The organism is Microbacterium sp. 18062 (assembly GCF_902706225.1).
Lineage (GTDB): Bacteria > Actinomycetota > Actinomycetes > Actinomycetales > Microbacteriaceae > Microbacterium.
The window spans coordinates 48,358-73,168 of sequence record NZ_CACSKB010000015.1; the positions used below are offsets into that span (position 1 = coordinate 48,358).

Here is a 24,811-nt window from a genome sequence, read left to right on the forward strand (position 1 = left end):
GTCGTCGGCCCGGTGACGGGCCTCACCTAACGTTTCATGCCTTCACCGGGACTGGCAAATCGAGGCCGCCCCGTCTCACCTCCTCCGCGGCGCCCGCGCGAGCCCGGAAGGCCGGTGGGTTGACAGCATCCGAGATCATGTTGCATGGTTAGTTAGTCAAGTAATGAACCATTGAACAGGGGATGGTGTGATCGAAGAAGGCAGAGCGCTCTTCCTGCAGATCGCCGAGAGCGTGGAGGACTCGATCGTCGACGGCACCCTGCCCGAAGAGGGCCAGGCTCCATCCACGAACGAGCTCGCCGCCTTCTACCGGATCAACCCCGCGACCGCCGCGAAGGGAGTGAACATGCTCGTCGACAAGGGCGTGATCTACAAGCGGCGCGGCATCGGCATGTTCGTCGCCCCGGGGGCGCGGGACCTCCTGCTCGCCGAACGCCGCACCGTCTTCGCCGACCGCTTCGTCGAGCCGCTGCTCGCCGAGGCCCGCAAGCTCGGGCTGGGTCCGGACGACCTCGCCCGCATCATCGCCGATCGCGCCGCAGCGGCGCCGTCGGATTCGACTCCCACGGAAGGAACGGAACTGTGACCCACGTGATCGAGGTGAACGGGCTCACCAAGCGGTATCGCGACACGGTCGCGGTCGACGACGTGAGCTTCACGATCGAGAAGGACGCGATCTACGGCCTGCTCGGACGCAACGGCGCCGGCAAGACGACGATCATGTCGATCCTCACCGCGCAGAACTTCGCGACCGCCGGCGCCGTGCGCGTCTTCGGCGAGGATCCCTACGAGAACGCGCGGGTGCTCTCGCGGATGTGCTTCGTGCGCGAGGGACAGAAGTACCCGGAGGACGCCCTCCCCCAGCACGCCTTCCGGACCGCGCGGCTGTTCTTCCCGAACTGGGATCAGGGGCTCGCCGATCGGCTCATCGGCGAGTTTCAGCTCCCCACGAAGACGCGCATCAAGAAGCTCTCGCGCGGACAGCTGTCGGCTGTGGGCGTGGTGATCGGGCTGGCCGCCCGGGCCGAGGTCACGTTCTTCGACGAGCCCTACCTCGGGCTCGACGCCGTGGCCCGCCAGATCTTCTACGACCGGCTGCTCGAGGACTACGCCGAGCGCCCCCGCACCGTGATCCTCTCGAGTCATCTGATCGACGAGGTGTCGAACCTCATCGAGAAGGTGCTGGTGATCGACCGCGGCCGGATCGTGATGGACGAGGACACCGACGCCGTCCGCGATCGGGCGGCGAACATCGTCGGCGAGACCGCGGCGGTCGACGCCTTCGTCGCCGGACGCGAGGTCATCCACCGCGAGAGCCTCGGTCACGTGTCGTCCGCGACCGTGCTGGGCACGCTGACCCCCTCCGATCGCGAGCGACTCACCGCCACGGGACTCGACGTCGCCCCTGTCTCGCTCCAGCAGCTGATCGTGCGCACCACCCGGACCGCCGCCGAGAAAGCGGCGGCGACCGAGGAAGGAGCCCTCCGATGAGCCGCACGCTCAATGTCGTCCGGATGCAGTTGATCAACCGGCAGACCTACCTCTGGATCCCGCTGATCATCCTCGGCGGAGCCTTCGCGGTCACGCTGGCGATCTACGCGATCGTCCGCGGCGCCGGCGGAGAGGCCACGATGTACGGCGGGGGCGCGACGGCACCGCTCTGGTACTTCCTGTTCGTCGGCGTGCAAGCGCTGACCCTGACGTTCCCGTTCTCGCAGGCGATGAGCGTCACCCGTCGCGAGTTCTACCTCGGCACCCTGCTCACCGCGGCGTCGACCTCGGCGATGCTCACCGTCATCTTCGTGATCGGCGGGTTCATCGAGGCCGCGACGGGTGGGTGGGGGATGGAGGGCTACTTCTTCGCCCTCGACTGGGTCTGGGGTGCCGGTCCCCACGTCGCGGCGCTGTTCTACTTCGTGCTCGCGATGCTGTTCTTCGTGATCGGCTTCTGGGCTGCAACGGTCTTCAAGCGGCTCGGCGCCCTGTGGCTGACCGTCATCCTCATCGGGATCGGCGTGCTGCTGGTCGGCGCGGTGTGGCTCGTGACGCGGATGAACGCCTGGGTCGACCTGTTCGTGTGGTTCGCGTCGATCGGTGCGGGCGGGCTGGCCCTGCTGCTGGCGACCGTGGTCGTGGTGCTGGCGATCCTCGCCTTCCCCGCGCTGCGCCGCGCCACGCCCTGACCCGGCGCGCACGAGGAGAGAGGCCTCGGTCGTCGGAGCGAGGCCTCTCTCCTCGTGTCGGGGTCAGGTTCTCAGGGCCCCTGCGTGCCCTCCGTGAGGTGGCGAACGTCCGGTCGCTGAGCGAGCGCAGCGAGACGACGCGTGAGGGCTTCGGGCTAGGACGTCGCGCCGTCGGCGGCCGCGGTGTGGTGGCGGATGACCTCGGCCACCACGAAGTTGAACCACTTCTCCGCGAACTCGGGGTCGAGGTCCGCATCCGCTGCCAGGCTCTTCAGCCGGGCGATCTGACGCTCCTCGCGCGAGGGGTCGGATGCGGGCATCCCGTGCCGTGCCTTCAGCTCGCCGACCTGCTTGGTGCAGCGGAATCGCTCGGCCAGCATGTACGTCAGGGCTGCGTCGATGTTGTCGATGCTCGCTCGCAGTCCACGGAGCGTCGTGGTCGGGTCGATGGGCTCGGTCATGGCGTTCCTCCTGCCGACGACATTACCTCCCGCCGACACGCCCCTAGAGTGTGAGCATGACCGACGCGCCCCAGGCATCCCGCGGAGACGAGACCGCTGCGCCGGCCGGCGCCGACGTGCCGCGCGGCGCGAACGCGCCGCGCTGGCGCGCGATCCACCATCCGTTCGCGTTCGGCTTCTTCGTGACCCTCGGGGGTCTCATCGCACTCGTGCTGGGCCTGGCCGTCTCGAACCTCTCGACCGTGATCATCTACGTGGTCTTCGCGCTGTTCGCGGCCCTCGGCCTCGACCCGATCGTGCGGACGATCGAGCGCCGCGGACTCAGCCGGGCATGGGGCATCGTCATCGTGTACGTGGGGTTCGCGATCGTCCTCGCCGCCGTGCTGATGCTGATCATCCCGACGGTCGTGCGACAGATCAGCCAGTTCGTCCAAGACGTGCCGTCCCTGATCGCGACCTTCCAGCGATCCGATCTCTTCCAGTGGCTGCAGGACCAGTTCGGCGACGCCATCGGCGACATCCTCACCCAGGTGCAGTCCTTCCTGGTCAACCCGACCAACATCGCGACGATCGGCGGCGGAGTGCTGCAGGTCGGCGTGACGATCGTCTCGGGCATCTCGGGCGCGATCATCATCCTCGTGCTCAGCCTCTACTTCCTCGCCTCCCTCCCGGCGATCAAGCAGGCGTTCTACCGGCTCGTGCCCGCCTACAGCCGCCCTCGCGTCGCGGGCCTCACCGAGGAGATCACCGACTCGATCGGCGGATACCTCATGGGGATGGTGATCCTCGCGTTCTGCAACGCGACCTTCGTCTTCCTGCTGTTCCTCATCGTCGGCCTGCCGTTCCCGCTGCTGCTCGCGGTCGTCGCGTTCTGCATCACGCTCATCCCCCTCGTCGGTACCGTGCTGTTCTGGGTGATCGGCTCGGTCGTCGCGCTGTTCGCGGATCCGGTCGGCGCGCTCGTCTTCGCGGCGGCCTACCTCGTCTACATGCAGCTCGAGGCATATCTGCTCACGCCCCGCATCATGAATCGCACGATCTCGATCCCGGGCGCGCTCGTGGTCATCGGCGCCCTCGTCGGCGGCACGCTGCTCGGACTGCTCGGTGCGCTGGTGGCCATCCCGGTGACCGCGTCGCTACTCCTGATCCTGAAGCGGGTGCTGATCCCTCGCCAGGACGCCAAGGCCCACGTCGACGACGCGTAGCGGCAGCGTCGGCTTCCGCGCGGAGCACTGCGTGGGGTGCGAAAGCCCGGTCGCGACCCTCCGTCTCGGAGCTTCGCTCCTTGCGCAGGAACCGCGAGCGGAGACTCTCGGGGCGGACTTTCGCATCATCGAGCGGGCAGCAGGCAGGTGGGGGACGGCACCTCGGTTCGGCGCTGTGCGCGGCCGGGCACTCCGCTGCGGGTGTCGAGCGTGAGTGCGGCGACCTCGTTCGAGCGTTGACCGGCGACGAGCACGGTGTCCCGCACGACCGCATGGTGCCGCGGCCAGTCGACTCCGGCTTCGACGAGCGCGACCGGAGACAGCGCCTCGCCCGCGCCGCGCACCCGGACGGCCGCGATGGTGTTGCTGCCGCGAACGCCGGCGTAGAGGAACACCCCGTCGGCGGATGCGGCGAGCTCCGCGGCGAGGTCGCGCCCGGCCCCCGTCTCGGGCGAGAGCTGAGTGCCGCCGACGATGCGCCACGCGCGGGCCTCGTCGGGGGCGAGCACGAAGATCTCGCAGGAGAGCTCGGTGACGACGTAGAGGTGGCCGCTCGGGTGCCACACCATGTGCCGCGGTCCGCTGCCGCGGGGCAGGCGCACGGCACCCACGGCGCGAAGGCCGTTCGTCCCGTCCCGCCAGAACCGCACGAGATCGAAGCCCATGTCGGTGGTCGCGATCAGGCCGCCCGGCAGGAACACGCTCTGGTGCGCGCGCGACACCCGTTCGCGCGCCTCGGCCCCGGCGGCGTCCTCGTCGGGCGTGTTCTCATCGAGCACGTTCTCCGCCCGCTGCGGGATGTCGGGCACGAGGTGCGCGAACTCCGCACCGGCCGCCTCGCGAAGGGCGCGCGCCGCGTCCGCGAGGTCGACGTCGGGTGCCCGGGAGAATTCGATGCCGGATACGGCATATCCCGAGCCGATCGACGCGGCGAGGTCGGCCGACGACACGGACGGCGCGGAGGGATCGCCATCCGCGAAGGGAGCGGCGGCCGCATACGGGTCGACGGCGGGCGGCGCGGTCACTGCCGCGCGGGGTCGGCCGTCCGCATCCAGGCTCAGGCGCACGACGTTCCCATCGCCCCAGCACGAGGCGACGAGCATCTTCCCGTCCGGTGCCACAGTGAGGTGGCAGACGAGGGAGCCGACCGCGACAGGGGAGCCGAGCCGTGTGAGGCGTGATCCCTCGGTGCGGCGGAAGGCCTGCACAGCCCCGTGCCCCTCGAGGGCGGCGTAGACGACGGCGTGCGCCGGGTGGACGGTGAGCCAGGAGGGCGAGTCGGCGGTCGCGACGGTGCCGGCGAAGCCGAGCTCGCCGGCCGCGAGGGGCGAGTCCGCATCCCCCGCATGCAGTTCGCCGATGCCGGATGCGGCGCCCTCCATGTCGGTGGAGTAGCCGCCCAGCCAGAAGCGCATCAGTCGATGAGGTCGTGCCGAACGATGACGGCGTCTCGGGCGGCCCCGACACCGATCACCGAGATGCGGGTGCCGCTCAACCGCTCGAGGGCGAGCACGTAGTTCTGCGCCTCCGGCGGGAGCTCGTCGAACGTCCGGGCGGACGAGATGTCCTGCGTCCAGCCCGGGAAGTACTCGAGGATCGGCTTCGCGTGGTGGAAGTCGGTCTGGTTGACCGGCACCTCCTCGAAGCGCTCCCCGTCGACGTCGTAGGCGACGCAGACCGGGATGCGCTCGAGTCCGGTGAGGATGTCGAGCTTGGTGAGCACGAGGTCGGTGATGCCGTTGATGCGGGTCGCGTACCGCGTGATCGGCGCGTCGTACCAGCCGACCCGGCGCGGGCGCCCGGTGGTCGTGCCGAACTCGAACCCGCGGGAGCGCAGCCACTCGCCGTTCTCGTCGAACAGCTCGGTCGGGAAGGGGCCGGAGCCGACGCGCGTCGTGTAGGCCTTCACGATGCCGACGATGCGGTCGAGGCGGTTGGGGCCGACGCCCGATCCGGTCGCTGCACCGCCCGCGGTCGCCGACGAGGAGGTCACGAACGGATAGGTGCCGTGGTCGACGTCGAGCATCGTCGCCTGGCCTCCCTCGAAGACGACGACGTCGCCCGCAGTCAGCGCCTCGTTGAGCAGGAGCCCGGTGTCGCAGACCAGCGGACGCAGTCGTTCCGCGTACGAGAGCAGGTCCTCGACGATCTCGTCGACCGTGATGGAGCGACGGTTGAAGACCTTCACGAGCAGATGGTTCTTCTGGTCGAGGGCGCCCTCGACCTTCTGCCGCAGGATGTTCTCGTCGAAGAGGTCCTGCACGCGGATGCCGACACGGTTGATCTTGTCGGCGTAGGCGGGGCCGATGCCGCGCCCGGTGGTGCCGATCTGACGCTTGCCGAGGAAGCGCTCGGTCACCTTGTCGAGCGTGCGGTGGTACTGCGTGATGACGTGCGCGTTCGCGCTGATGCGCAGCCGCGACGTGTCGACGCCGCGGGCGGTGAGCGCCTCGAGCTCGTAGAAGAGCACCTCGAGGTCGACGACGACGCCGTTGCCGATGACGGCGTTGACACCCGGGGACAGGATGCCGCTGGGGAGCAGGTGCAGGGCGTACTTCTCGTCGCCGATGACCACGGTGTGACCCGCGTTGTTGCCGCCGTTGAACTTCACCACCCAGTCGGTGCGGTCCCCCAGCAGATCGGTGGCCTTTCCTTTGCCCTCGTCGCCCCACTGGACTCCGACGATCACGATGCCTGGCATGGAAGCTCCTCGCTCTGGCCGACCGGTACACCCCATCCTATCGAGGGCTCCGACGCGCCCCATCCGCGCGGGCGTGAGGCGGAGCGTGCCGGGGTGGGGGCGTCGGGACGAGCCGACTCCGCGACTGAAAATCGTGAGGTCACGGGATCGAGGTCGGCCGCATATCGGGCCCCAACACGTCGGAGCGCGGCAAGACGCGAGGCATAAGCCGGGCTGAGAAGTCGACCTGGGCAAGGGAGGCATCCACCCGAGGGGCCGTACTCTCACATCTACTGCAACACGAATGTAAGAGCACGTTAGAGTAGCCGCCCACCGCTGGCGTCAGCGGTCATCACCTCACTCCGCGACAGCGAAGCCCTCCTTCTTCATCACCCGTCGGCGGCGCTGATGCATCCGCTCCAGCAGCGGCACGGCGGTATCGCGGAAGTCGTGCACGGTCGGCGGGGCATCCGCGTGCCCCTCGCCGCGGGTGACTCGACCGATCTGCTGAATGACGCGCCCCCTGAATGACACCGGAACAGCGTGTTCAGCGCAGGAAGGTCGATGCCCTCGCCGGCGGACCTTGTCGATCGCCACGGCTCCGTCCATGCGGCCCTGCCACGCACGCCCGCGGCGACCTCCGCAACGCAGCTTCGTGTCACAAGACGGCGCATCCGCGCATCGAGAGGGGATACTCGAGTGTGGCCGATCTGCTCGTGCACGACCTCCATCCGGGCATCACCCTGCGCGAGACCGCAGCGCCTACGCCGGGCACTCGCGCCGAGGCGAACGCATGAGCTTCGAGAGCTGGGAGGCCCTCACGCCCGCCGATCTCCGGCGGCGCGGGGGCGCGAAGTGGACCACCTATCCCGACGCGCTCGGCACCTTCATCGCGGAGAGCGACTTCGGCACCGCGCCCGCCGTCGACCGCGCCGTGCGCGAGCGCGTCGAGCATGCCTCGTTCGGCTATTCCACCAAGGCCGAGCGCGACGCCGTCGGCACGTCGTTCTCCGGCTGGGCGGCGGACCGCCTCCGCTGGCACGTCGAGCCGGCGCAGGTGGGGGTCCTCCCCGAGGTGCTGACGTCGTTGGAGCTGATGCTTGATCACTTCTCCGAGCCCGGCACCCCCGTCATCCTGCCGACCCCCGCGTACATGCCCTTCTTCACCCTCCTCCGCGACCACCGTCGCGAGGTGATCGAGACCCCGCTGCTGCGCGAGGGCGACGGCTGGATGTTCGACTACGAGGCGATCGAGGGCGCCTTCGCCGCCGGGGCGCGCCTGTTCATGCTGGTCAATCCCGCGAACCCCACCGGCACGGTCTTCACCCGCGAGCAGCTGCTCCCCCTCGTCGACATCGTCGACCGTCACGGCGGCCGCGTCTGGGCCGACGAGATCCATGCTCCGATCCTGTTCGACGGGCGCACCCACGTTCCGTACGCCTCGCTGTCCGAGGCGGCCGCCGCGCACACGGTGACCGCGACCTCGGCGTCGAAGGGATGGAACATCCCGGGGCTGAAGTGCTCGCAGATCGTCTTCACGAACCCCGCCGACCGTACTCTCTGGCGGCGCGCCGGACGATGGCGCGCCCACACCGTCGGATACCTCGGCCTCTTCGCCACGATCGCCGCGTACGACGAGGGCCGCGAATGGCTGGACGAGCTCACCACGCATCTGCAGGGCCATCGCGCCCTGCTCGGCGAGCTGATCGCCGAGCACCTGCCCCGGGCCCGCCACGTCCCGCCCCAGGCGACGTATCTCGCCTGGCTGGATCTCCGCGACTACGGGATCACCGGCGGACTGCAGTCGTATCTCCTCCGCGAGGCGGGCGTCGCCGGCACCGACGGCCTGCTCTGCGGGCGCGACTTCGACGGCTTCTACCGCATCAACTTCGCCACCCCCGCGACCATCCTCGAGGAACTCGTCGCGCGGCTCGGGCGCGCGTTGCCCGCGTAGCCGCCGCATCGGTCCCCGCGATCGGCGGCACAGCCGGCACCCGCGCCCAAAGTAGACTTGCGGGCATGTCGAAGGTCCTCCAGTCCCTGCCCGTCGGCGAACGCGTCGGCATCGCCTTCTCCGGGGGCCTGGACACCTCCGTCGCCGTCGCGTGGATGCGCGACAAGGGCGCCGTCCCCTGCACCTACACGGGCGACCTCGGCCAGCCCGACGAGGACGACATCGAGTCGATCCCCGGTCGCGCGCTGCAGTACGGCGCCGAGGTCTCGCGCCTCGTCGACTGCAAGTCGGCGCTCGTCGAGGAGGGCTTCGTCGCCCTCGCCTGCGGCGCGTTCCACATCCGCTCCGGCGGGCGCACCTACTTCAACACGACGCCCCTCGGCCGCGCCGTGACCGGCACGCTGCTCGTGCGCGCGATGAAGGAGGACGGCGTCGACATCTGGGGCGACGGCTCCACCTACAAGGGCAACGACATCGAGCGGTTCTACCGCTACGGCCTGCTCGCGAATCCGGCGCTGCGCATCTACAAGCCGTGGCTGGATGCGGACTTCGTCACCGAGCTCGGCGGCCGCAAGGAGATGAGCGAGTGGCTCGTCGAGCACGGCTTCCCCTACCGCGACAGCGTGGAGAAGGCCTACTCGACCGACGCGAACATCTGGGGCGCGACCCACGAGGCGAAGACCCTCGAGCACCTCGACGTCTCGCTCGAGACCGTCGAGCCCATCATGGGCGTGCGGTTCTGGGACCCGGCCGTCGAGATCGCGGCCGAGGACGTCACGGTCCGCTTCGAGGGCGGCCGCCCGGTCGCGCTGAACGGCGTGGACTACGCAGACCCGGTGGCGCTCGTGTTCGAGGCGAACCGCATCGGCGGACGCCACGGCCTCGGCATGAGCGACCAGATCGAGAACCGCATCATCGAGGCGAAGTCCCGCGGCATCTACGAGGCCCCGGGCATGGCCCTGCTGTTCATCGCGTACGAGCGCCTCGTGAACGCCATCCTGAACGAGGACACCCTCGCGACCTACCACGAGCAGGGCCGCCGCCTCGGCCGCCTCATGTACGAGGGACGCTGGCTCGAGCCGCAGTCGCTCATGCTGCGGGAGTCGATCCAGAAGTGGGTCGGCTCGACCATCACCGGCGAGGTCACGCTGCGCCTGCGCCGCGGAGAGGACTACTCGGTGCTCGACACGACGGCCCCGACCATGTCGTACTCGCCCGAGAAGCTGTCGATGGAGCGCGTCGGCGACGCGGCGTTCGGCCCGACCGACCGCATCGGCCAGCTGACGATGCGCAACCTCGACATCGCCGACTCGCGCACCCGCCTCGAGCAGTACGCGGGCCTCGGCCTCATCGGCGGCGCGACCGGCGCTCTCGTCGGCGAGCTGCGGCGCGGCGAGGGCGTCGAGATCACCGAGCACGCGGCTCCCTACGACGCCGACCGCGAGGAGCTCGCCGAGGCGACGGATGCGGCGAGCGAATCGGCCGCCTTCGAGTCCGGCACCGACTGACCCTCCCCCCATCCGGGGCCTTCGGCCCCGTCCACATGCACCGGTCCCGCCCGAGTGCAACACCGATCCCGCCCGCCGATCCCGCGCGAGCACGACGCCGGCGACCCCCCGCGTGCACAACGGCGGAGATCGCGCCCGAAACGCCGCCGACGGATGCCGTCGGCCGGGGCGGCGGCAACGATCTCCGCCGCTGTGCGCCGTACCCCTCGGCAGCCCACGTCCTCAGGAACGACAATCCCGCGTGCCTCGCCCGCGAAACACGAAGGAGCACTGTACCCTAACTTGCACACTGCTGTGCAAGTTAGGGTACAGTGACGGCATGACCGTCATGACCGCCCGTCCCGTCCGACGGGATGCGGAGCTCAATCGCGCCGCTCTCGTCGAGGCCGCCCAGACTGTGCTCGCCCGCGACCCGCGAGCCTCCATCGACGCGATCGCCCGGGCCGCAGGCCTCAGCCGCCGCGCGGTCTACGGCCACTTCGCCGACCGCGACGCCCTGCTGAGCGAGCTGCTGCGCACCGGTGCGCAGCGCTTCAACGCGATCGCCGCTGAGGTCGCCGACGACACGGACGCCGCCCTCGCCCTCGCCCGGCTGACCGCTCGCCTGTGGAGCGAGGCCGCACATGTGCAGGTCGCGGCGACCATCGCCCTCGACGACGCGCACGTGGAGCACACGGCCGCCGTCCTCGCCCCGCTCCGCCGTCGCGTGATGGCGCTCGTGCGCACGGGGCAGGATGCCGGCGCCCTCCGCACCGACATCGCCGCACCGACGCTCGCCCGGCTCGTCGAGGAGACCGGACGCATGGTCGTCGCCCGCCTCGATGCCTCCTCCGGCGAGGCCCGGTCGCTCGCCGTGCGCACCGTGCTCGGCGTCGTGGGACTCTCCTGGCGCGACGCCGAGGCGCTCCTCGCCGCCCACCCCGACCTTCTCGTGGAGGACTGATGCGCATCGACGTGCACGAGGTGTCCAAGGGCCGCCGCGGCCAGGCGCTCCCCGAGACCTCCCTGGCCTACCTCTCCGGCTCCGCGCGCCTCGCGGTCGCCGAGACCGAGCAGCGCCCGACCGTGCTCGGTCTCATCGCGAGCGGCCGGATGCGGCCCGACACCGGTTCCGTGACGATCGACGGAGAGGCGGACACCGCATCCCTGCGCCGCCGCGTCGCACTCGTCGACGCTCCCGACGTCTCGGACCCGGCACCCAACGTGACGGTGGCCACCGTGGTCTCCGAGGAGCTGATGTTCGCCGGCCGCCCGGCGAACCCGCTCGCCACCCGCGCCTGGCTGCATGAGCACGATCTCGGCGGCCAGGCCCGCGTGCCCATCGCCGACATCCGCCCGGTCGACCGACTGCGCCTGCTGCTCGAGCTCACCGTGCTGCGCCGGGACGTCGAGGGGCTGGTGCTCGTCTCGCCCGACCGCCACGGCGGCGATCCGCTGGCCTGGTGGCCCCTCGTCGAGGAGTTCGCCGAGCGGGGCCTCGCGGTGCTGGTGATCGCAGGCGAGGCCTCCGACGCCGTACTCGCCGGACGCGCGGTCCGCGCGAGCGTGCCCATGCCCATGCCCATGCCCAACATGGTTGCGGCCCCGACCTCCGACGCCGACCCGGACACTGCCGCCGAGTCAGACGCGGTCGACCCAGTCGACGCGGCTGGCGAGGCCGTCTCGTCCGGCTCTGCCACGGATCCAGGCGGCGCCGCGGCCGACACCGTCACCGAGGCGGACGCCGCCCCGGCCGACAGCGTCGCCGAAGCGGATGCCGCCGCATCCGACACCGTCACGCCCCCGGATGCCTCTGCATCCGTCGTCGCGAAGGAGCCGCTGTGAAGATCCCCGCCATGATCGTGGCGGAAGTACGCCGTCTGACCTCCACGAAGATGTCCGTCATCGCCCTCGTCGCGCTGATGTGCGTGCCGGTGCTCTACGGCGGCCTGTACCTCTGGGCGAACCAGGACCCGTACGGCCGGCTCGACCAGGTGCCCGTCGGGCTCGTCGTCGACGACGCGGGGGTGACCGACTCCGCCGGCACGTCGACGAACTACGGCGACCGGGTCGCCGACGATCTCGTCGAGAACGGCGCCTTCGACTGGCAGCGGATGTCGGCGAGCGGTGCGGCGGACGCCCTCGCCCACGGAGCGGTCGATTTCACCGTGACGATCCCCGCCGACTTCTCCGATGCGCTCGCCTCCGCCGCAGGCACCAGCCCGCGGCAGGCGACGCTCGAGCTCGCGACCAACGATGCGAACAACTATCTGGCCTCGACCATCGGCACGCAGGCGATCGAGAGGATCCGCACCTCCGTGGCCGAGCTGGTCGGCGACCAGGCGGCGCTCCGCCTCCTGACGGCGATCTCGGACATCCGCGGGAGCCTCGTCACGGCGGTGGACGGCGCGGCGCAGCTCGCCTCCGGAACGGAGAGCGCCCTCGACGGCGCCACCCGGCTCGGCGAGGGTGCGACGCAGCTGGCCGACGGCACGGCGACGCTCGCCGACGGCGCGGGGCAGGTGTCGTCGGGGGCGGCGCAGGTGTCGTCGGGCGCCCAGCAGGTGGCGGCCGGCGCCGCGACGCTCGACGGCTACGCCGATCGCGCGGGCAGCGCCGCGCAGACCGTGGTGGACGACCTTCCCGCCATCCGCACCGCCCTCGCCGATGAGATGGCCGCGCAGGGGCTCACGCCCGACGAGATCGCGGCGGTGCTCGCACGTCTCGACCCGCTCGCCGCACGCATCGAGTCCGCGAACACCACCGTGCAGCAGGCGGTGGGACAGGTCGATCAGCTCGCCGCCGGCGCGGCACAGGTGGCGAGCGGGGCAGCCCAGGTCGCCGACGGCGCCGCGCAGGTCGCGAGCGGTGCGGAAAGCGCCGCATCCGGGGCCGCGCAGCTGCGTGACGGCACCGGAACGCTGTCGTCGGGGCTCGCCCAGCTCGACGACGGAGCGGACGAGCTGCGGGACGGGCTCGCGGACGGCGTCGCGCAGATCCCCGAGTCGGATGAGACGCTCCGCGAGGCCCAGGCATCGACGATCTCCGACCCTGTTCAGATCGAGTCGAGCAAGGTGGCGGCGGCGGCCGACTACGGCGCGGGGCTCGCACCGTTCTTCGCGGCCCTCGCCGGCTGGATCGGCATCTACGCGCTGTTCCTGATCGTGAAGCCGATCTCACGCCGCGCGATCACGGCCCTGCACTCCCCCGTGCGCATCACCCTCGCCGGCTGGCTCACGCCGGGCCTGCTCGGCGGGGTGCAGATGCTGGCACTGTTCGGCATCCTCGCGGTCGCCCTCGGCTTCACCTTCGCGAACCCGCTGGCGACCCTCGGCATCATGGTGCTCGCCTCGCTCACCTATGCGGCGATCATCCTCGCGCTGAACGTCTGGCTGGGCTCGGTCGGGCAGTTCCTCGGCCTCGTGCTCATGGTGCTGCAGCTGGTGACCGCGGGAGGCACGTTCCCCTGGCAGACGCTGCCAGCGCCCCTCACCGGGCTCCATCACGCGCTGCCGATGGGCTACGTCGTCGACGCCATGCGTCAGCTCATGTACGGCGGTGACATCGGCCGGATCGGCGGCGACATCGCGGTGCTCCTCGCCTGGATGCTCGGGGCGCTCGCCCTGGCCGCCATCGGCGTGACACGGATGACCCACCGCCGCACGCTGCGCGACCTGGCCCCGAGCCTCATCGGCTGAGCCGCCGCATCCGCCCGCCTCTCTCACCCGGCCGTCGCGGAGGCCGCACGGACCGCGAGACGGGATCTTCGCGCCGAGACCGTGGGGGCACCCCGCTGCCTCGGCGCCCGGATCCCGTCTCGCGGGCACCCGCACAAGCGCCCACAAGCACCGGCGGGCGCCCGCGGGCACGCACGCGGATCAGAGCGCGGCGCGCAGACCCTCGATGAGCGGGGTGGTGGGGCGTCCGGTCAGCTCCGACAGGATGCGCTCGCTCGCCTCGAGGCCGCCCTGGGCGATGCCCGCGTCGAGCGCGGCGACGAAGCCCGCGGTGCCGGCGTCGAGCCCCGCCGCCTCGAGCGCGGCCACGTGCTCCTCGGTCGTGAGGCGCCGGTACACGACGTCGCGGCCGAGCAGCTCCCCCGCTGCGGCGGCGAGCTCGTCGTAGCCCCACGCCTCGTCGCCGGCGAGCTCGTAGACGCGGCCGGCGTGGCCCTCGCCCCGCAGCACGACGGCCGCCGCATCCGCGTAGTCGACGCGGCTGGCGCTCGAGACTCGGCCGTCGCCGACGCTCGCGACGATCTCCCCCGTCTCTCCGGCGCGCACGACGTCGGCCGCGTAGTTCTCCGAGTACCAGTTGTTGCGCAGGATCGTGGCGGGCAGGCCCGACGCGGCGATGGCCTGCTCGGTCTGCACGTGCTCGGTCGCGAGCGGCAGGGGGCTCTCGGTCGCCCGGAAGAGGCTCGTGTACACGAGCAGCTCCACACCGGCCGCGGCGTCGATGACCGCCCGGTGCTGCGCGACCCGCTTCCCCACTTCGGAGCCCGACACGAGCAGCACGCGGTCGACGCCCTCGAGCGCGACGGCGACAGTGTCGGCGCGGTCGTAGTCGAGCGGCACGACGCGCACGCCCCGATCGGCGAGTGCGGCGGCCTTGTCCGGGATGCGTGCCCCGGCGACGATGTCGGATGCGGCGGTGCCTCGGGCGAGCAGGCGCTCGACGACGAGGTGCCCGAGGTTGCCGCTTGCTCCGGTGACGAGAATGGTCATGGGTGTCCTTTCGACGGTCTCCCCGGATGCAGCCTCGCGGAGGCCTTGCGCATTCCGGGCCGAGGGTACCCACTTCTGGGTAAGGTACCTACATGTCGGTGAGTTACGCGCAGATCCAGGCCGATCACCCGGGATCCTTCTCGCACGCCTGCCCGACCCGCACGGTGCTCGACCACGTGATGAGCCGCTGGGGTGTCCTCATCCTCTCCGCGCTCTCGGACGGCACCCTGCGCTGGGGGCAGCTCTGCCGCGCGGTCGACGGCATCAGCGAGAAGATGCTCGCATCGACCCTGCGCACGCTCACCGCCGACAGCCTCGTCGCCCGCGAGTCCTTTCCTGCCGTCCCGCCGCACGTCGAGTACCGGCTCACCGATCGCGGTCGCGAGCTCATGGAGCGGATGCTTCCGCTGCTCGAGTGGATCGCCGACAACGCCGAGGAGATCACGGCCGGCTGACCCGAACGTCCTCACGCTTCGTCTCGCTGCGCTCGCTCAGCGACCGGACTTTCGCGCCCCACGGAGCGTCCGCAGGGGCCCTGAGAAGCTGACCCGAACGTCTCCCTCCTCGGTCCCTGAGCGAGGAGCGAAGCTCCGAGACGAAGGGGCGCGGTGCCCCCCGTTCCGCATAGGCCGCTGATGCGTGCACAACTCATGACATCTCCAGTGGGCGCCACGGGCCCGGCCCGGAATCCCGCGGTCGTGTCCGACCACCGCCACCGGATGTCATGAGCTCGGTACAGGTCCGGGCGGGAGCCCTTCCCGGCTCACCTGTCGCTTCCCGCCGATCTCACCGACCGAGAGCGACAGCTGAACCGCACTTGCCCGCAGGGGCTCCGAGACGCTGACCCATCCCTCCCGAGCCCGCGTGCGGGAGGCGGACAGGGATCTTGCACGTTTCACCCAGGTGGCACGCCTAGCGTGTGCGGGTCCCGCGGCCCACAACCCGACCGGCCGCGCGGACTCCCGGCACGCGTGCGTTCCCGCCCCCGCGAGGAGACGCCGTCCACCTCACGGGTGGCGTCCGGGACATCAGCCTGCCGGCCGTCGCCATGCTCCGCGTGACGTCGCCGACAGGGACGCCCCACCCTTGGAGTACCGTGCCCGCACGCTCGTCTCGTTCCCGTCTGACCCTCGCCGCCGCCGCTCTGCTGCTCGCCGTCGGTCTGCCCCTCGCCGCCCCGGCCGCGGCCTCCGCCGCCTCCGCCCCCACGCCGTCCGGCGATCTCTCGGCCGCGGAACCCGAGCCGGAGGCGCTCGTCCTCGACACCGACTTCTTCCTGACCATCGCGCGCGCCACGGTCGCCTCGTCCACGGGGAAGACCGATGTGAGCGGACTGCAGGCCAGGATCGCCTACCTCGAGGATCCGGACGTCCTGGATGTGCCCGGCGCCGCCGCATCCGTCGAGGCCCTGCGCGCGGCCACGACCGAGGTCGCCCAGGCGCGGAACGCGTACGACGCCGCGGTGGCCGCCGAGGCCGCAGCCGCCGAGGCGGCCGCCGCGAAGGCCGCCGCAGACCTCGCGCAGGCCAACACGCCCGACGGCGCCCGCGCGACCGCGCGGCAGCTCGCCGCCGAGCGCTACGGCTGGGGGGACGACCAGTTCTCGTGCCTCGACTCGCTCTGGCAGAAGGAGTCGGGCTGGGACTACCAGGCCTACAACGCGAGCAGCGGTGCGACCGGCATCCCCCAGTCCCTCCCCGGATCGAAGATGGCCGAGGCCGGCGCGGACTGGCAGACGGTCGCCGCGACGCAGATCTCCTGGGGTCTCGACTACATCTCGCGCGGCTACGGCACGCCCTGCAGCGCGTGGTCTCACTCGCAGGCGACGAACTGGTACTGAGCGCAGGACGGGCCGCCCGGCATCCGGAATCGCCGCCGTCAAGCCCCGCAGGCGACCGATCGGGCGCGGCTAGCCTCGAAGCATCGAGGGGAGCGTCGTGTCCACCAGAAACACCCGTATCGTGCGTGCGAGCCCCGAGGACGTGTTCGCTGTCCTCGGCAACGGCTGGCTGATTCCCGCCTGGGTCGTCGGTGCGACCCGGATGAGGTCCGTCGACGCCGAGTGGCCCAATCCCGGAGCGAGCATCCACCACTCCCTGGGCGTGTGGCCGTTCATGGTCGACGATCAGAGCGAGGCCGTGGAGTGGTCCCCGCCGCACCGCCTACGGCTGCGGCCGCGCGCCGGCCTGCTCGGCCGCGGGATCGTCGTGATCGACGTCGCCCCTCATCCGGAGGGATCGCGCGTGCGCATGACGGAGGAGCCGGTCTCCGGGGCGGCGATGCTGCTTCCGCGCCGGGTCTGGCGGCCCCTGCTGACCTGGCGCAACCGGGAGGCACTGCTCCGCCTGGCGTACCTCGCCGAGGGCCACGCCCACGACGACGCCGGCGACGCGGCTCCCGACGAGCCCCCTGCCCCGACCGACGCGGAGCCGAGCGGGCAGGCGAGGGCGGATGCGGAGAAGGCGCAGGACGCGCACGACGAGGCCGCGAAGCCCGACGCGGACGACCCTCCCCGCGGCCCCGCGCACGATCGCGGTGTCGAAGAGGACTGAGCGCGGAGCGAGTGCCCGCGGAAGTTCCGCGACCCTTCGTCTCGGAGCTGTGCTCCTCGCTCAGGGACCGAGAACGGAGACCTTCGGGTCAGCGGCCAGGGTCGCTGACGACCGGCGAGGGATGCGAGGTCCCCACTCCGGGGAGACTCCCGGATCAGCCTTGGTCCGGGCCCCGGCCCTCGCGCTGAGCCTGTGCGAGCTGATCCACGTACAGGTCCTCGTGTTCGAGCTTGCCATTCCGGTAGGCGGTCCGCCCGACGATGTGAGCCGCCAGCGGCGCGGTGGCCAGCTGCACGATGATGATCGCGGCGAGGAAGGCGATGACCACCCACGCGTGCAGCGCGAACCCGATCGCGAGGCAGATGAGCATCAGACCCAGCACCTGAGGCTTAGTCGCGGCGTGCAGCCGGGTCGGCACGTCGCGCCACCGCAGCAGTCCGATGGAGGCGGTGAGGCACAGCAGGGCGCCGGCGAGCACCAGGCACATGCCGATCAGATCCATGATCTCGTCGCCGGTCATCGTGTCGTCTCCTTCCGTGCGACGAATCGCGCGACGGCGATCGAGCCGAAGACGCCCACCGCGGCGATGATGAGCATGGCCGGCAGAGACCGCGTGTGGTGGTTGATCACCATATCGGCGCCCAGGATGCAGAGCACCTCTGTGAGCAGGACGTCACAGGCCACGACGCGGTCGAGGATCGACGGGCCGCGCACGACGCGCACGAGCGCGAGGAGCGCCGCCGCGGCGAAGACGACCATGATGACGATGAGGAGCACGTTCATACCGGATGTCCTCCTTCGCGCGGCGACTCCACCGAATGATCGTGGTCGTCGTGCGCCTGGTCGATGGCCGCGCGCAGCTGGGCGACCTGGGCGCGCGAGCCCACTGCCCGCACGATCCTGGCCTCCCATCCGAGCACGCTCCGCCGCTGCGCCTCGATGTCCTTCTCGGAACGGACCCCGATGACGTGCAGGTACAGGATGCGACGGTCTCGATCCGTGTCGATGATGAGCGATCCCGGGATCAACGACGACGTCACCGCCGTGTGGGCCATGATCAGGTCGTCGTCGATGCGCAGGGGCACGGCGATGACGGCCGTGCCGGGCTGCCGGCGGACGTCGAGGACCTGCCAGACGACGATGAGCGAGCCGCGGACGAGGTCGTAGAGGAAGGTGGCGACGAAGATGAGGCCGTACCAGAAGTTGACCCGGCCGGAGAGCTCGACCGGCGGCAGGCGGAAGACGCGGGTGACGAACACGGCCGCCGCCAGTCCGGTGAGGAAGGCGATCAGCGTGAACTGTCCCCACAGCAGCATCCACAGCGCGATGAGCCAGATGAAGAACGGCAGCTGACGCCACAGCTGCTGCATCCTCGCCTTCGGCGACAGCTTGTGCGGGCTCACGATCCTGCCTCCGCGGACTCGCCGACGACCTCGTCCACCTGGACGATGTGCACCGGATCCAGAAGAGCGTCGCCGATGCGCGCGCAGATGTCGTACAGGGGTCCCGCGAAGATGGTCAGCGCCACCGTGACGGCGACCATTCCGGCGGTGGCCGCCGTCATGACGCGGGGGATCACCCGTCGCTCGGTCTGCACCTCCGCCGCGGGTGCGTCACCGAGGTAGGAGACCCGGGCCTCGACCTCGGGCTCGTCGTGATCGTCTTCCCGCCAGAACCCCAGGTTCCACGCACGCATCAGCGCGTAGAGGGTCAGCAGAGAGGTCACGACGCCACCGACGATCAGCACCATCATCAGGGGCGATCCCTCGTTGGCCGCCGCGTCGAACAACGCGAACTTGCCGATGAAGCCGGAGAACGGCGGGAGCCCGCCGAGGTTCACGGCGGGGATGAAGTACAGCACCGCGATGACCGGCGAGAGCTTCATCAGCCCCTTGAGCTTCAGGATGGAGGTCGTGCCCGCCCGGCGCTCGATGAGACCGACCGCGAGGAACAGCGTGGTCTGCACCACGATGTGATGGATCATGTAGTAGATCGTGGCGCCGATCGCCAGCGGCGTCGCGATGGCCAGACCGAACACCATGTATCCGATGTGACTCACGAGCGTGAACGACAGGATGCGTTTGAGCTCCGCCTGCGCGACGGCCCCGAGGACCCCGACGATCATGGTGGCGAGCGCGACGATCAGCAGGAGCGTGTTCACGTCGTTGTCGGCGAACAGCTGCGTCTCCGTACGGATCATCGCGTAGACGCCGACCTTGGTCAGCAGACCCGCGAACACCGCGGTCACCGGGGCCGGGGCGGTCGGGTACGAGTCGGGCAGCCAGAACGACAGGGGGAAGACGGCCGCCTTGATGCTGAACGCGAGCAGCAGCATCAGGTGGAGGACGAGCTGCACGTCCTGCGGGATCTCCGCCATCCGTTCCGCGATCTGGGCCATGTTGACCGTGCCCAGCGCGCCGTAGATCATCGCGATCGCGGCCAGGAACAGGATCGACGAGACCAGCGAGACGACGATGTAGACGATGCCGGCGCGGATCCGGGACTCGGTCCCGCCCAGGGTGATCAGGACGTACGAGGCGACGAGCAGGATCTCGAACCCCACATAGAGGTTGAACAGATCGCCGGCGATGAAGGCGTTGAAGATGCCCGCCGACAGGATGAGGTAGGACGGGTGGAAGATCGAGATCGGCGTCTCGTCGTCTCCGTCGGCCGCGCCCTGACCCACCGAGAACAGCAGCACCGCGAGCAGCACGATGCTGGAGACGAGCACGAGGAGCGCCGCCAGCCTGTCGACGTACAGCACGATCCCGAACGGGACCGGCCATCCGCCGACCGCGACCGCGATCGGCGTGCCGGCATCGACGACGACGAGCAGCACGGCGGCGATCACCATGACGGCCGTCAGCGTCAGGATCGAGACGGTCACCTGGATGCGACGACGTCGGCCGAACACCAGCGTGAACGCCGCGCCGATGAGGGGAAGAGTCACGAGCAGAGGCACCAGGGCGCTCATCTGTCCTCCTCCTTCTCCGGATCGGCGGCACGGCGTTGCTGGTCTGTCGGCGCGTCATCGCTCAGGTGCGAGAAGTCGCGGTTTCCGAGCACGGTGATGGGCATGCTCGCCGCGTCCACGAAGTCGGTGGGAGCGTCGTCCGTGTCGGAGACCCCCTCGTCCATCGTCTCGTCGGTCTCACCGCCGCGTTCGCGCAGCGCCACGTCCTCGACGTCGTCCTCGACGGTGTCCTCCTGGCCGAGCTGCCACGAGCGGTAGATCAGCGCGAGCAGGAACGCCGAGACGGCGAAGGTGATCACGATCGCCGTGAGGGTGAGCGCCTGCGGCAACGGATCGGAGAAGCTCGCCGTATCGGCGTCGGGGGCGTAGAACGGCGCGGTCCCCGGCGCGCCCATCACGATCAGCAGGAGCAGGTTCGCGGCGTTGCCGAGGAGGAGGAACCCGATCAGCACGCGGGTCAGGCTGCGCTCGAGCATGGCATAGACGCCGCATGCGAACAGCACCGCCATGATGACGATCAACGTGACGGAGACGCTCATCGGCTGCTCACCGCCCGGTCGTACGTCTCCTGCGCCTGCCGATCGACCTCCGCGCCGAGGCTGCGGAGGACATCGAGCACGAGGCCCACCACCACCAGGTACACACCGATGTCGAAGATCGTCGAGGTGACGAACTCGATGTGGCCGAGCACCGGGATCTCGATGTCGAGCCAGGTGCTCGTCAGCGGTGCCGCCCCGAACAGCAGCGGCACCACGGCCGCGCCCGCCGCGAGCATCATGCCCACTCCCAGCATCCGCCCGGCGTCGGCCGGCGCTGCGGCCCCGAGCTCGTACCGTCCGCCGGCGACGTAGCGCATCACGAGCGCCATCCCGGCGACGAGCCCGCCCGCGAACCCTCCGCCGGGCAGATTGTGCCCGGCGAAGAGGAGATAGAGCGAGACGAGGATGATCGTGTGGAAGAGGATGCGCACGATGATCTCGAGCAGGATCGAGCGATTCTCCGGCCGCACCCGCTGACCGCCCACGAGCCAGGCCCGGCGACCGCTGAACCCGGTGCCCTGCGGACGCAGGCCCTCGTCGGTCTCGAGCAGCGGACGGCGCCCCGGGATGCGCTGCAGCGGACGGGTGAAGTCCGAGAGGACGTCGGCCCGATGGGTCACGAAGACGAGGGAGGCGACGCCGGTGGCGGCCGCGACGATGACCGACAGCTCGCCCATGGTGTCCCATCCGCGCAGGTCGACCAGCGCGACGTTGACGACGTTGCGGCCATGCCCCAGTTCGTAGGCGAGCTCCGGGAAGGCGACGGACACGGGCTCGTGGATCCGCGCACCCGTCGCGACGATCGCCACGAGTGCCATGGTGAGACCGACGCCGGCGGCGAGGACCGCGCGTGCGACCGGCGCGACGGACGCGTTGTGGTCGCCCATGGGCGCTGGGATGCGGCGGAGCACGAGGGCGAACGCGACCAGGGTGACCGTTTCGACGAGGATCTGCGTCAGCGCCAGGTCGGGGGCGCCGCTCGTGGCGAACAGCAGCACCATGCCCAGGCCGGTCACCGACACGAGCACGACCCCGGTGTAGCGCTTGCGGGCGCGCACGGCGATGAGTCCGGCGATGATCATGACCGGGGCGACGAACGCCTGCGCGGGTGACTGCCAGGCGTCGAGCTCGACCCGCCACTCGGAGCCGGCGAGCAGCGCTGTGCCCTGCGCGCCGACGAAGACCAGGAAGATCGTGCCGACGTACACCGGCAGCGAGCCGCGCTGGGTGAGCGTCGTGACCCACACCGACAGTCGCGCGATCGCGCGGAGCACGGCGTTGTATGCGTCGGCGGCGGTGAACGGCAGGATGCGGCGGCGCGACGCCCAGCGCACACGGAGCGCGAGCCAGAACAGCAGCGCTCCGACCACGAGGGTGCCGAGTGAGAGGAACAGTGCGGGCTCCCAGCCATGCCAGAGCGCCAGGTGCTCCGTGTGCTCTCCCGCCGGCGCGGTGTCGGCGTAGGCGGCGAAGGCGGTGTCGATCAGGGGGGCGGCGAGGCCCGCGACGACCGTGAGGCCCGCCAGCACGATCGGCGCCGCGAGGAAGCCCACCGGCGGATCGGGCCACTCGGTGCGCGGCCGGGCGGCTCCATCCGCGTCCTTCTTCGTCCAGAACGCACCCCACACGAAGCGGATGCCGTACGCCGCGGTGAGGGCGGATCCGACGAGTATGCCGATCAGCGCGACGAGGCCCCACGCCGAGCCGTCCTCCAGGAACGCGGCGAGGATCGTCTCCTTCGCGACGAACCCGATGGTGGGCGCGACACCCGCCATCGAGCACACCGCGATGATCGAGAACACCGCCAGAGTGGGGGCTTGTCGCCCGACGCCGGAGAGCTCCGTGATGTCACGGGTGGAGAGCTGACGGTCGATGACTCCGACGACCAGGAACAGCGCGGACTTGAACAGCGCGTGGCTCACGAGGAGCGCGAGCCCGCCGAGGGCCGCGTCGCGCGTGCCGAATCCCAGCACGATCGTGAGGAAGCCCAGCTGACTCACCGTGCCGAACGCGAGGATGCGCTTGAGGTCGTGCTCGCGGAGCGCCTGGATGCCGCCGAGCAGCATCGTGAACACGCCGAGCGAGACCACGATCGGGCGCCAGGGCTCGGCGACGGCGAAGATCGGGGCGAAGCGGGCGATCAGGTAGATGCCCGCCTTGACCATGGCGGCGGCGTGGAGGTACGCGCTCACGGGGGTGGGGGCGGCCATCGCGCCGGGCAGCCAGAAATGGAAGGGGAAGATGGCGGACTTGCTCAGCGCACCGACCAGCAGCAGCACGAGCGCCGCGTTGACGATGGGACCCGAGGGCGCCTCGGCGAGGATCGTGGACAGGCTCGACGTGCCGGCCTCGACCACCAGCAGCACGACACCGATCAGCATGACGAGGCCGCCGAGCGTGGTCACCAACAGGGCCTGCAGGGCCGCCCGGCGGCTCGCGCCACGTGCGTGGTAGTAGCCGATCAGGAGGTACGAGAGCACGCTCGTGATCTCCCAGAACATCACCAGGACGACGAGGTCGTCGGTGAGCACGAGCCCGTACATCGCGCCCGAGAAGGCGAGCAGGACCGCGGAGAACTGCCCGAGGCCCGCGCTCTTGCCCTCGAAGTACCAGCGGCAGTACAGCATCACCAGCGCGCCGACGCCGGTGACGACGAGCGCGAGCACCCAGCCGAGAACGTCCATCCGCATCGACAGCGCGATCCCGAGGCTCGGGATCCAGTCGTATGACTCGAACGGAATGCTGCCGCCCAGCACCTCGGGGGCGAGCCACAGGGTGTAGCCGAAGGCGATCGCGGGCAGCACGGCCGCGACGTAGAAGGCGCGGGCGCCGATCCGGTGCGCCAGCCACGGGAGCAGGAGCGGAACCAGGGCGAACGCAGCGAGGAGCACCAGCAAAGCGGCCTCCTCGGGGTCGTCGGCCTCCGGAGGGAACGGGAGAGCCCAGGCGATCGGGGTGTCGTGTCTATTCTAGGCGGACGCCGAGCCCTCCGGCGCCCGCGCGGTCGGTGCCGGGCCCGTCGTATTACCCGGACGGAACGCAGACGACAGCCGGATGGTCGGCGCGGGGCCGCCGGCGAGCATGGCCGAGATCGCCGCGCCCGCGGCGCGTCCCTTCTCCGCGGCCGGCTGCACCATGGTCGTCAGCGTCAGCGGGGCGACCCCGTCGACCTGAACACCGTCGAACCCCGTCACGCTGATGTCCTCGGGCACCACGAGGCCCGCGTCCTGCACCGCGCGGATGACGCCGGCCGCGAGCAGGTCGCTCTGTGCGAGGATGGCCGTCGGCCTCGGCCCGGGCGCGGTGAGCACGGCCTCGCCGGCCGCGTATCCCTCGTCGATCGAGCTGCCGCCCGCGGCGTAGGCGCGAGCGGCGGGGAAGACGTCGCGCGCGCCCTCGAGGCGGTCGCGGGTGACGTCGACGGCGATGCGGTCGTCCGCTCCGATCCAGCCCGGCGACCCGGTCGCGGCGAGCTGCAAGGTGACGAGCGCGACCTCACGGTGCCCCAGCGAACGCAGGTGCCGGGCGATCTCGGCCTGCGCCTCGCGGTTGTCCAGGTGGATCTGCGGGATGCCCTCGCCGGCATCGCCCTCGACGACCACGACAGGGATGCCGCGGGCCCGGATCGCGGCGAGCGACTCACGCAGGTGTCCGCTGCATCCGACGAGCACGAAGGCGTCGACCGGGGCCGACCGCAGGCTCGGCTCACCGCCCTCGTTGTCGTCGCGCAGAAGCAGGAGGCCCGCGCCCTGCTCGGCCACGCCCTCGGCGAGCCCGTCGAGCATGACGGTGGTCACGGGGTCGCGGAAGGCGGTGCGCAGACGGTCTCCGATGACGACGCCGACGATACCCGAGCGGCCCCGGCGCAGCGATGTCGCGCGCGGATCGGGGCCGGTGTATCCGAGCTGCTCGGCCGCCGCGAGCACACGGTCGCGAGTGGCGCCCGACACCGGGGTCTTGCCGCTGAAGACCACGGACGCCGTCGAGGCGGCGACCCCGGCGACCCGGGCGACGTCGGCGATCGTGGCTCGGCGCGCGTTCATGATGCC

At 70.7% G+C, this 24,811-nt stretch carries 24 protein-coding genes; 12 read left to right on the plus strand and 12 right to left on the minus strand.

Annotation, left to right across the window (positions count from 1 at the left end):
* The first annotated feature begins 187 nt into the window (after positions 1–187).
* From GVL03_RS07685 to GVL03_RS07695, 3 genes are read left to right on the plus strand one after another with little or no spacing between them, the layout of a single operon-like run.
* Complete coding sequence (locus tag GVL03_RS07685; RefSeq protein WP_159500405.1) at positions 188–586, plus strand: GntR family transcriptional regulator; 399 nt, start codon at positions 188–190, stop codon at positions 584–586.
* Positions 583–1,491, plus strand: coding sequence for an ABC transporter ATP-binding protein (locus tag GVL03_RS07690; RefSeq protein WP_159500406.1), 909 nt, complete (start codon positions 583–585; stop codon positions 1,489–1,491). The genes GVL03_RS07685 and GVL03_RS07690 overlap by 4 nt, the downstream gene beginning before the upstream one ends.
* Positions 1,488–2,183 carry a hypothetical protein gene (locus GVL03_RS07695; RefSeq protein ID WP_159500407.1) on the plus strand — a complete coding sequence of 232 codons (696 nt, stop codon included), beginning with the start codon at positions 1,488–1,490 and terminating at the stop codon, positions 2,181–2,183. The genes GVL03_RS07690 and GVL03_RS07695 overlap by 4 nt, the downstream gene beginning before the upstream one ends.
* 155 nt (positions 2,184–2,338) lie before the next feature.
* Here the strand turns inward: GVL03_RS07695 and GVL03_RS07700 are convergent, their stop codons facing one another.
* Positions 2,339–2,644 carry a chorismate mutase gene (locus GVL03_RS07700; protein WP_159500408.1) on the minus strand — a complete coding sequence of 102 codons (306 nt, stop codon included), beginning with the start codon at positions 2,642–2,644 and terminating at the stop codon, positions 2,339–2,341.
* A gap of 56 nt (positions 2,645–2,700) precedes the next feature.
* Between GVL03_RS07700 and GVL03_RS07705 the strand changes: the two genes are divergently transcribed.
* Entirely contained in the window at positions 2,701–3,849 is a 1,149-nt protein-coding gene (locus tag GVL03_RS07705) for an AI-2E family transporter (RefSeq protein WP_159500409.1), read from the plus strand.
* A 125-nt stretch (positions 3,850–3,974) separates the two neighbouring features.
* On the opposite strand, the gene GVL03_RS07710 is transcribed toward GVL03_RS07705, so the two are convergent.
* From GVL03_RS07710 to GVL03_RS07720, 3 genes are all read right to left on the minus strand, one after another.
* Positions 3,975–5,264: a beta-propeller fold lactonase family protein gene (locus GVL03_RS07710; RefSeq protein ID WP_159500410.1), complete on the minus strand. Its 1,290-nt coding sequence runs from the start codon at positions 5,262–5,264 to the stop codon at positions 3,975–3,977.
* On the minus strand, positions 5,264–6,550 hold the full coding sequence (locus tag GVL03_RS07715; protein ID WP_159500411.1) for an adenylosuccinate synthase: 1,287 nt from the start codon (positions 6,548–6,550) through the stop codon (positions 5,264–5,266). The genes GVL03_RS07710 and GVL03_RS07715 overlap by 1 nt, the downstream gene beginning before the upstream one ends.
* 336 nt (positions 6,551–6,886) lie before the next feature.
* Positions 6,887–7,126, minus strand: a complete 240-nt coding sequence (locus tag GVL03_RS07720; RefSeq protein WP_159500412.1) for a hypothetical protein — start codon at positions 7,124–7,126, stop codon at positions 6,887–6,889.
* 196 nt (positions 7,127–7,322) lie between these two features.
* Here GVL03_RS07720 and GVL03_RS07725 point away from each other — a divergent pair, with 196 nt between their 5' ends.
* The 5 genes from GVL03_RS07725 (at position 7,323) to GVL03_RS07745 (ending at position 13,668) form a co-directional block, all read left to right on the plus strand.
* Positions 7,323–8,483 (plus strand): MalY/PatB family protein, encoded by a 1,161-nt coding sequence (locus tag GVL03_RS07725; RefSeq protein ID WP_159500413.1) that lies wholly within the window; start codon positions 7,323–7,325, stop codon positions 8,481–8,483.
* A gap of 65 nt (positions 8,484–8,548) precedes the next feature.
* Positions 8,549–9,991 carry an argininosuccinate synthase gene (gene argG / locus GVL03_RS07730; protein ID WP_159500414.1) on the plus strand — a complete coding sequence of 481 codons (1,443 nt, stop codon included), beginning with the start codon at positions 8,549–8,551 and terminating at the stop codon, positions 9,989–9,991.
* A 319-nt stretch (positions 9,992–10,310) separates the two neighbouring features.
* Positions 10,311–10,934 carry a TetR/AcrR family transcriptional regulator gene (locus GVL03_RS07735; RefSeq protein WP_373683831.1) on the plus strand — a complete coding sequence of 208 codons (624 nt, stop codon included), beginning with the start codon at positions 10,311–10,313 and terminating at the stop codon, positions 10,932–10,934.
* Positions 10,934–11,815 (plus strand): hypothetical protein, encoded by an 882-nt coding sequence (locus GVL03_RS22015; protein ID WP_200847095.1) that lies wholly within the window; start codon positions 10,934–10,936, stop codon positions 11,813–11,815. Before GVL03_RS07735 ends, GVL03_RS22015 begins: the two co-directional genes overlap by 1 nt.
* On the plus strand, positions 11,812–13,668 hold the full coding sequence (locus GVL03_RS07745) for a YhgE/Pip family protein (protein ID WP_159500415.1): 1,857 nt from the start codon (positions 11,812–11,814) through the stop codon (positions 13,666–13,668). Before GVL03_RS22015 ends, GVL03_RS07745 begins: the two co-directional genes overlap by 4 nt.
* 180 nt (positions 13,669–13,848) lie before the next feature.
* Here GVL03_RS07745 and GVL03_RS07750 read toward each other — a convergent pair whose 3' ends face one another.
* On the minus strand, positions 13,849–14,697 hold the full coding sequence (locus GVL03_RS07750; RefSeq protein ID WP_159500416.1) for an SDR family oxidoreductase: 849 nt from the start codon (positions 14,695–14,697) through the stop codon (positions 13,849–13,851).
* A 92-nt stretch (positions 14,698–14,789) separates the two neighbouring features.
* Between GVL03_RS07750 and GVL03_RS07755 the strand changes: the two genes are divergently transcribed.
* The 3 genes from GVL03_RS07755 to GVL03_RS07765 all read left to right on the plus strand — a co-directional run bounded on the left by GVL03_RS07755 (position 14,790) and on the right by GVL03_RS07765 (position 17,249).
* Entirely contained in the window at positions 14,790–15,152 is a 363-nt protein-coding gene (locus GVL03_RS07755; protein ID WP_159500417.1) for a helix-turn-helix domain-containing protein, read from the plus strand.
* A gap of 641 nt (positions 15,153–15,793) precedes the next feature.
* Complete coding sequence (locus tag GVL03_RS22290; RefSeq protein ID WP_306770319.1) at positions 15,794–16,537, plus strand: hypothetical protein; 744 nt, start codon at positions 15,794–15,796, stop codon at positions 16,535–16,537.
* 97 nt (positions 16,538–16,634) lie between these two features.
* Positions 16,635–17,249 (plus strand): SRPBCC domain-containing protein, encoded by a 615-nt coding sequence (locus tag GVL03_RS07765; protein WP_200847096.1) that lies wholly within the window; start codon positions 16,635–16,637, stop codon positions 17,247–17,249.
* Positions 17,250–17,403: 154 nt separating this feature from the next.
* On the opposite strand, the gene mnhG is transcribed toward GVL03_RS07765, so the two are convergent.
* The 7 genes from mnhG to GVL03_RS07800 form a co-directional block, all read right to left on the minus strand.
* Positions 17,404–17,769: a monovalent cation/H(+) antiporter subunit G gene (mnhG, locus tag GVL03_RS07770; RefSeq protein ID WP_159500418.1), complete on the minus strand. Its 366-nt coding sequence runs from the start codon at positions 17,767–17,769 to the stop codon at positions 17,404–17,406.
* The gene (locus GVL03_RS07775) at positions 17,766–18,032 is read right to left on the minus strand and encodes a monovalent cation/H+ antiporter complex subunit F (protein ID WP_159500419.1); all 267 of its coding nucleotides are present in this window, start codon (positions 18,030–18,032) and stop codon (positions 17,766–17,768) included. The genes mnhG and GVL03_RS07775 overlap by 4 nt, the downstream gene beginning before the upstream one ends.
* The gene (locus GVL03_RS07780; protein ID WP_159500434.1) at positions 18,029–18,619 is read right to left on the minus strand and encodes a Na+/H+ antiporter subunit E; all 591 of its coding nucleotides are present in this window, start codon (positions 18,617–18,619) and stop codon (positions 18,029–18,031) included. The genes GVL03_RS07775 and GVL03_RS07780 overlap by 4 nt, the downstream gene beginning before the upstream one ends.
* Before the next feature lie 29 nt (positions 18,620–18,648).
* Entirely contained in the window at positions 18,649–20,223 is a 1,575-nt protein-coding gene (locus GVL03_RS07785) for a Na+/H+ antiporter subunit D (protein ID WP_159500420.1), read from the minus strand.
* Positions 20,220–20,762, minus strand: a complete 543-nt coding sequence (locus GVL03_RS07790; protein ID WP_159500421.1) for a Na(+)/H(+) antiporter subunit C — start codon at positions 20,760–20,762, stop codon at positions 20,220–20,222. The genes GVL03_RS07785 and GVL03_RS07790 overlap by 4 nt, the downstream gene beginning before the upstream one ends.
* Positions 20,759–23,659 (minus strand): Na+/H+ antiporter subunit A, encoded by a 2,901-nt coding sequence (locus GVL03_RS07795; protein WP_159500422.1) that lies wholly within the window; start codon positions 23,657–23,659, stop codon positions 20,759–20,761. Before GVL03_RS07795 ends, GVL03_RS07790 begins: the two co-directional genes overlap by 4 nt.
* 72 nt (positions 23,660–23,731) lie before the next feature.
* Positions 23,732–24,805, minus strand: a complete 1,074-nt coding sequence (locus GVL03_RS07800) for a LacI family DNA-binding transcriptional regulator (RefSeq protein WP_159500423.1) — start codon at positions 24,803–24,805, stop codon at positions 23,732–23,734.
* Positions 24,806–24,811 lie beyond the last annotated feature (6 nt).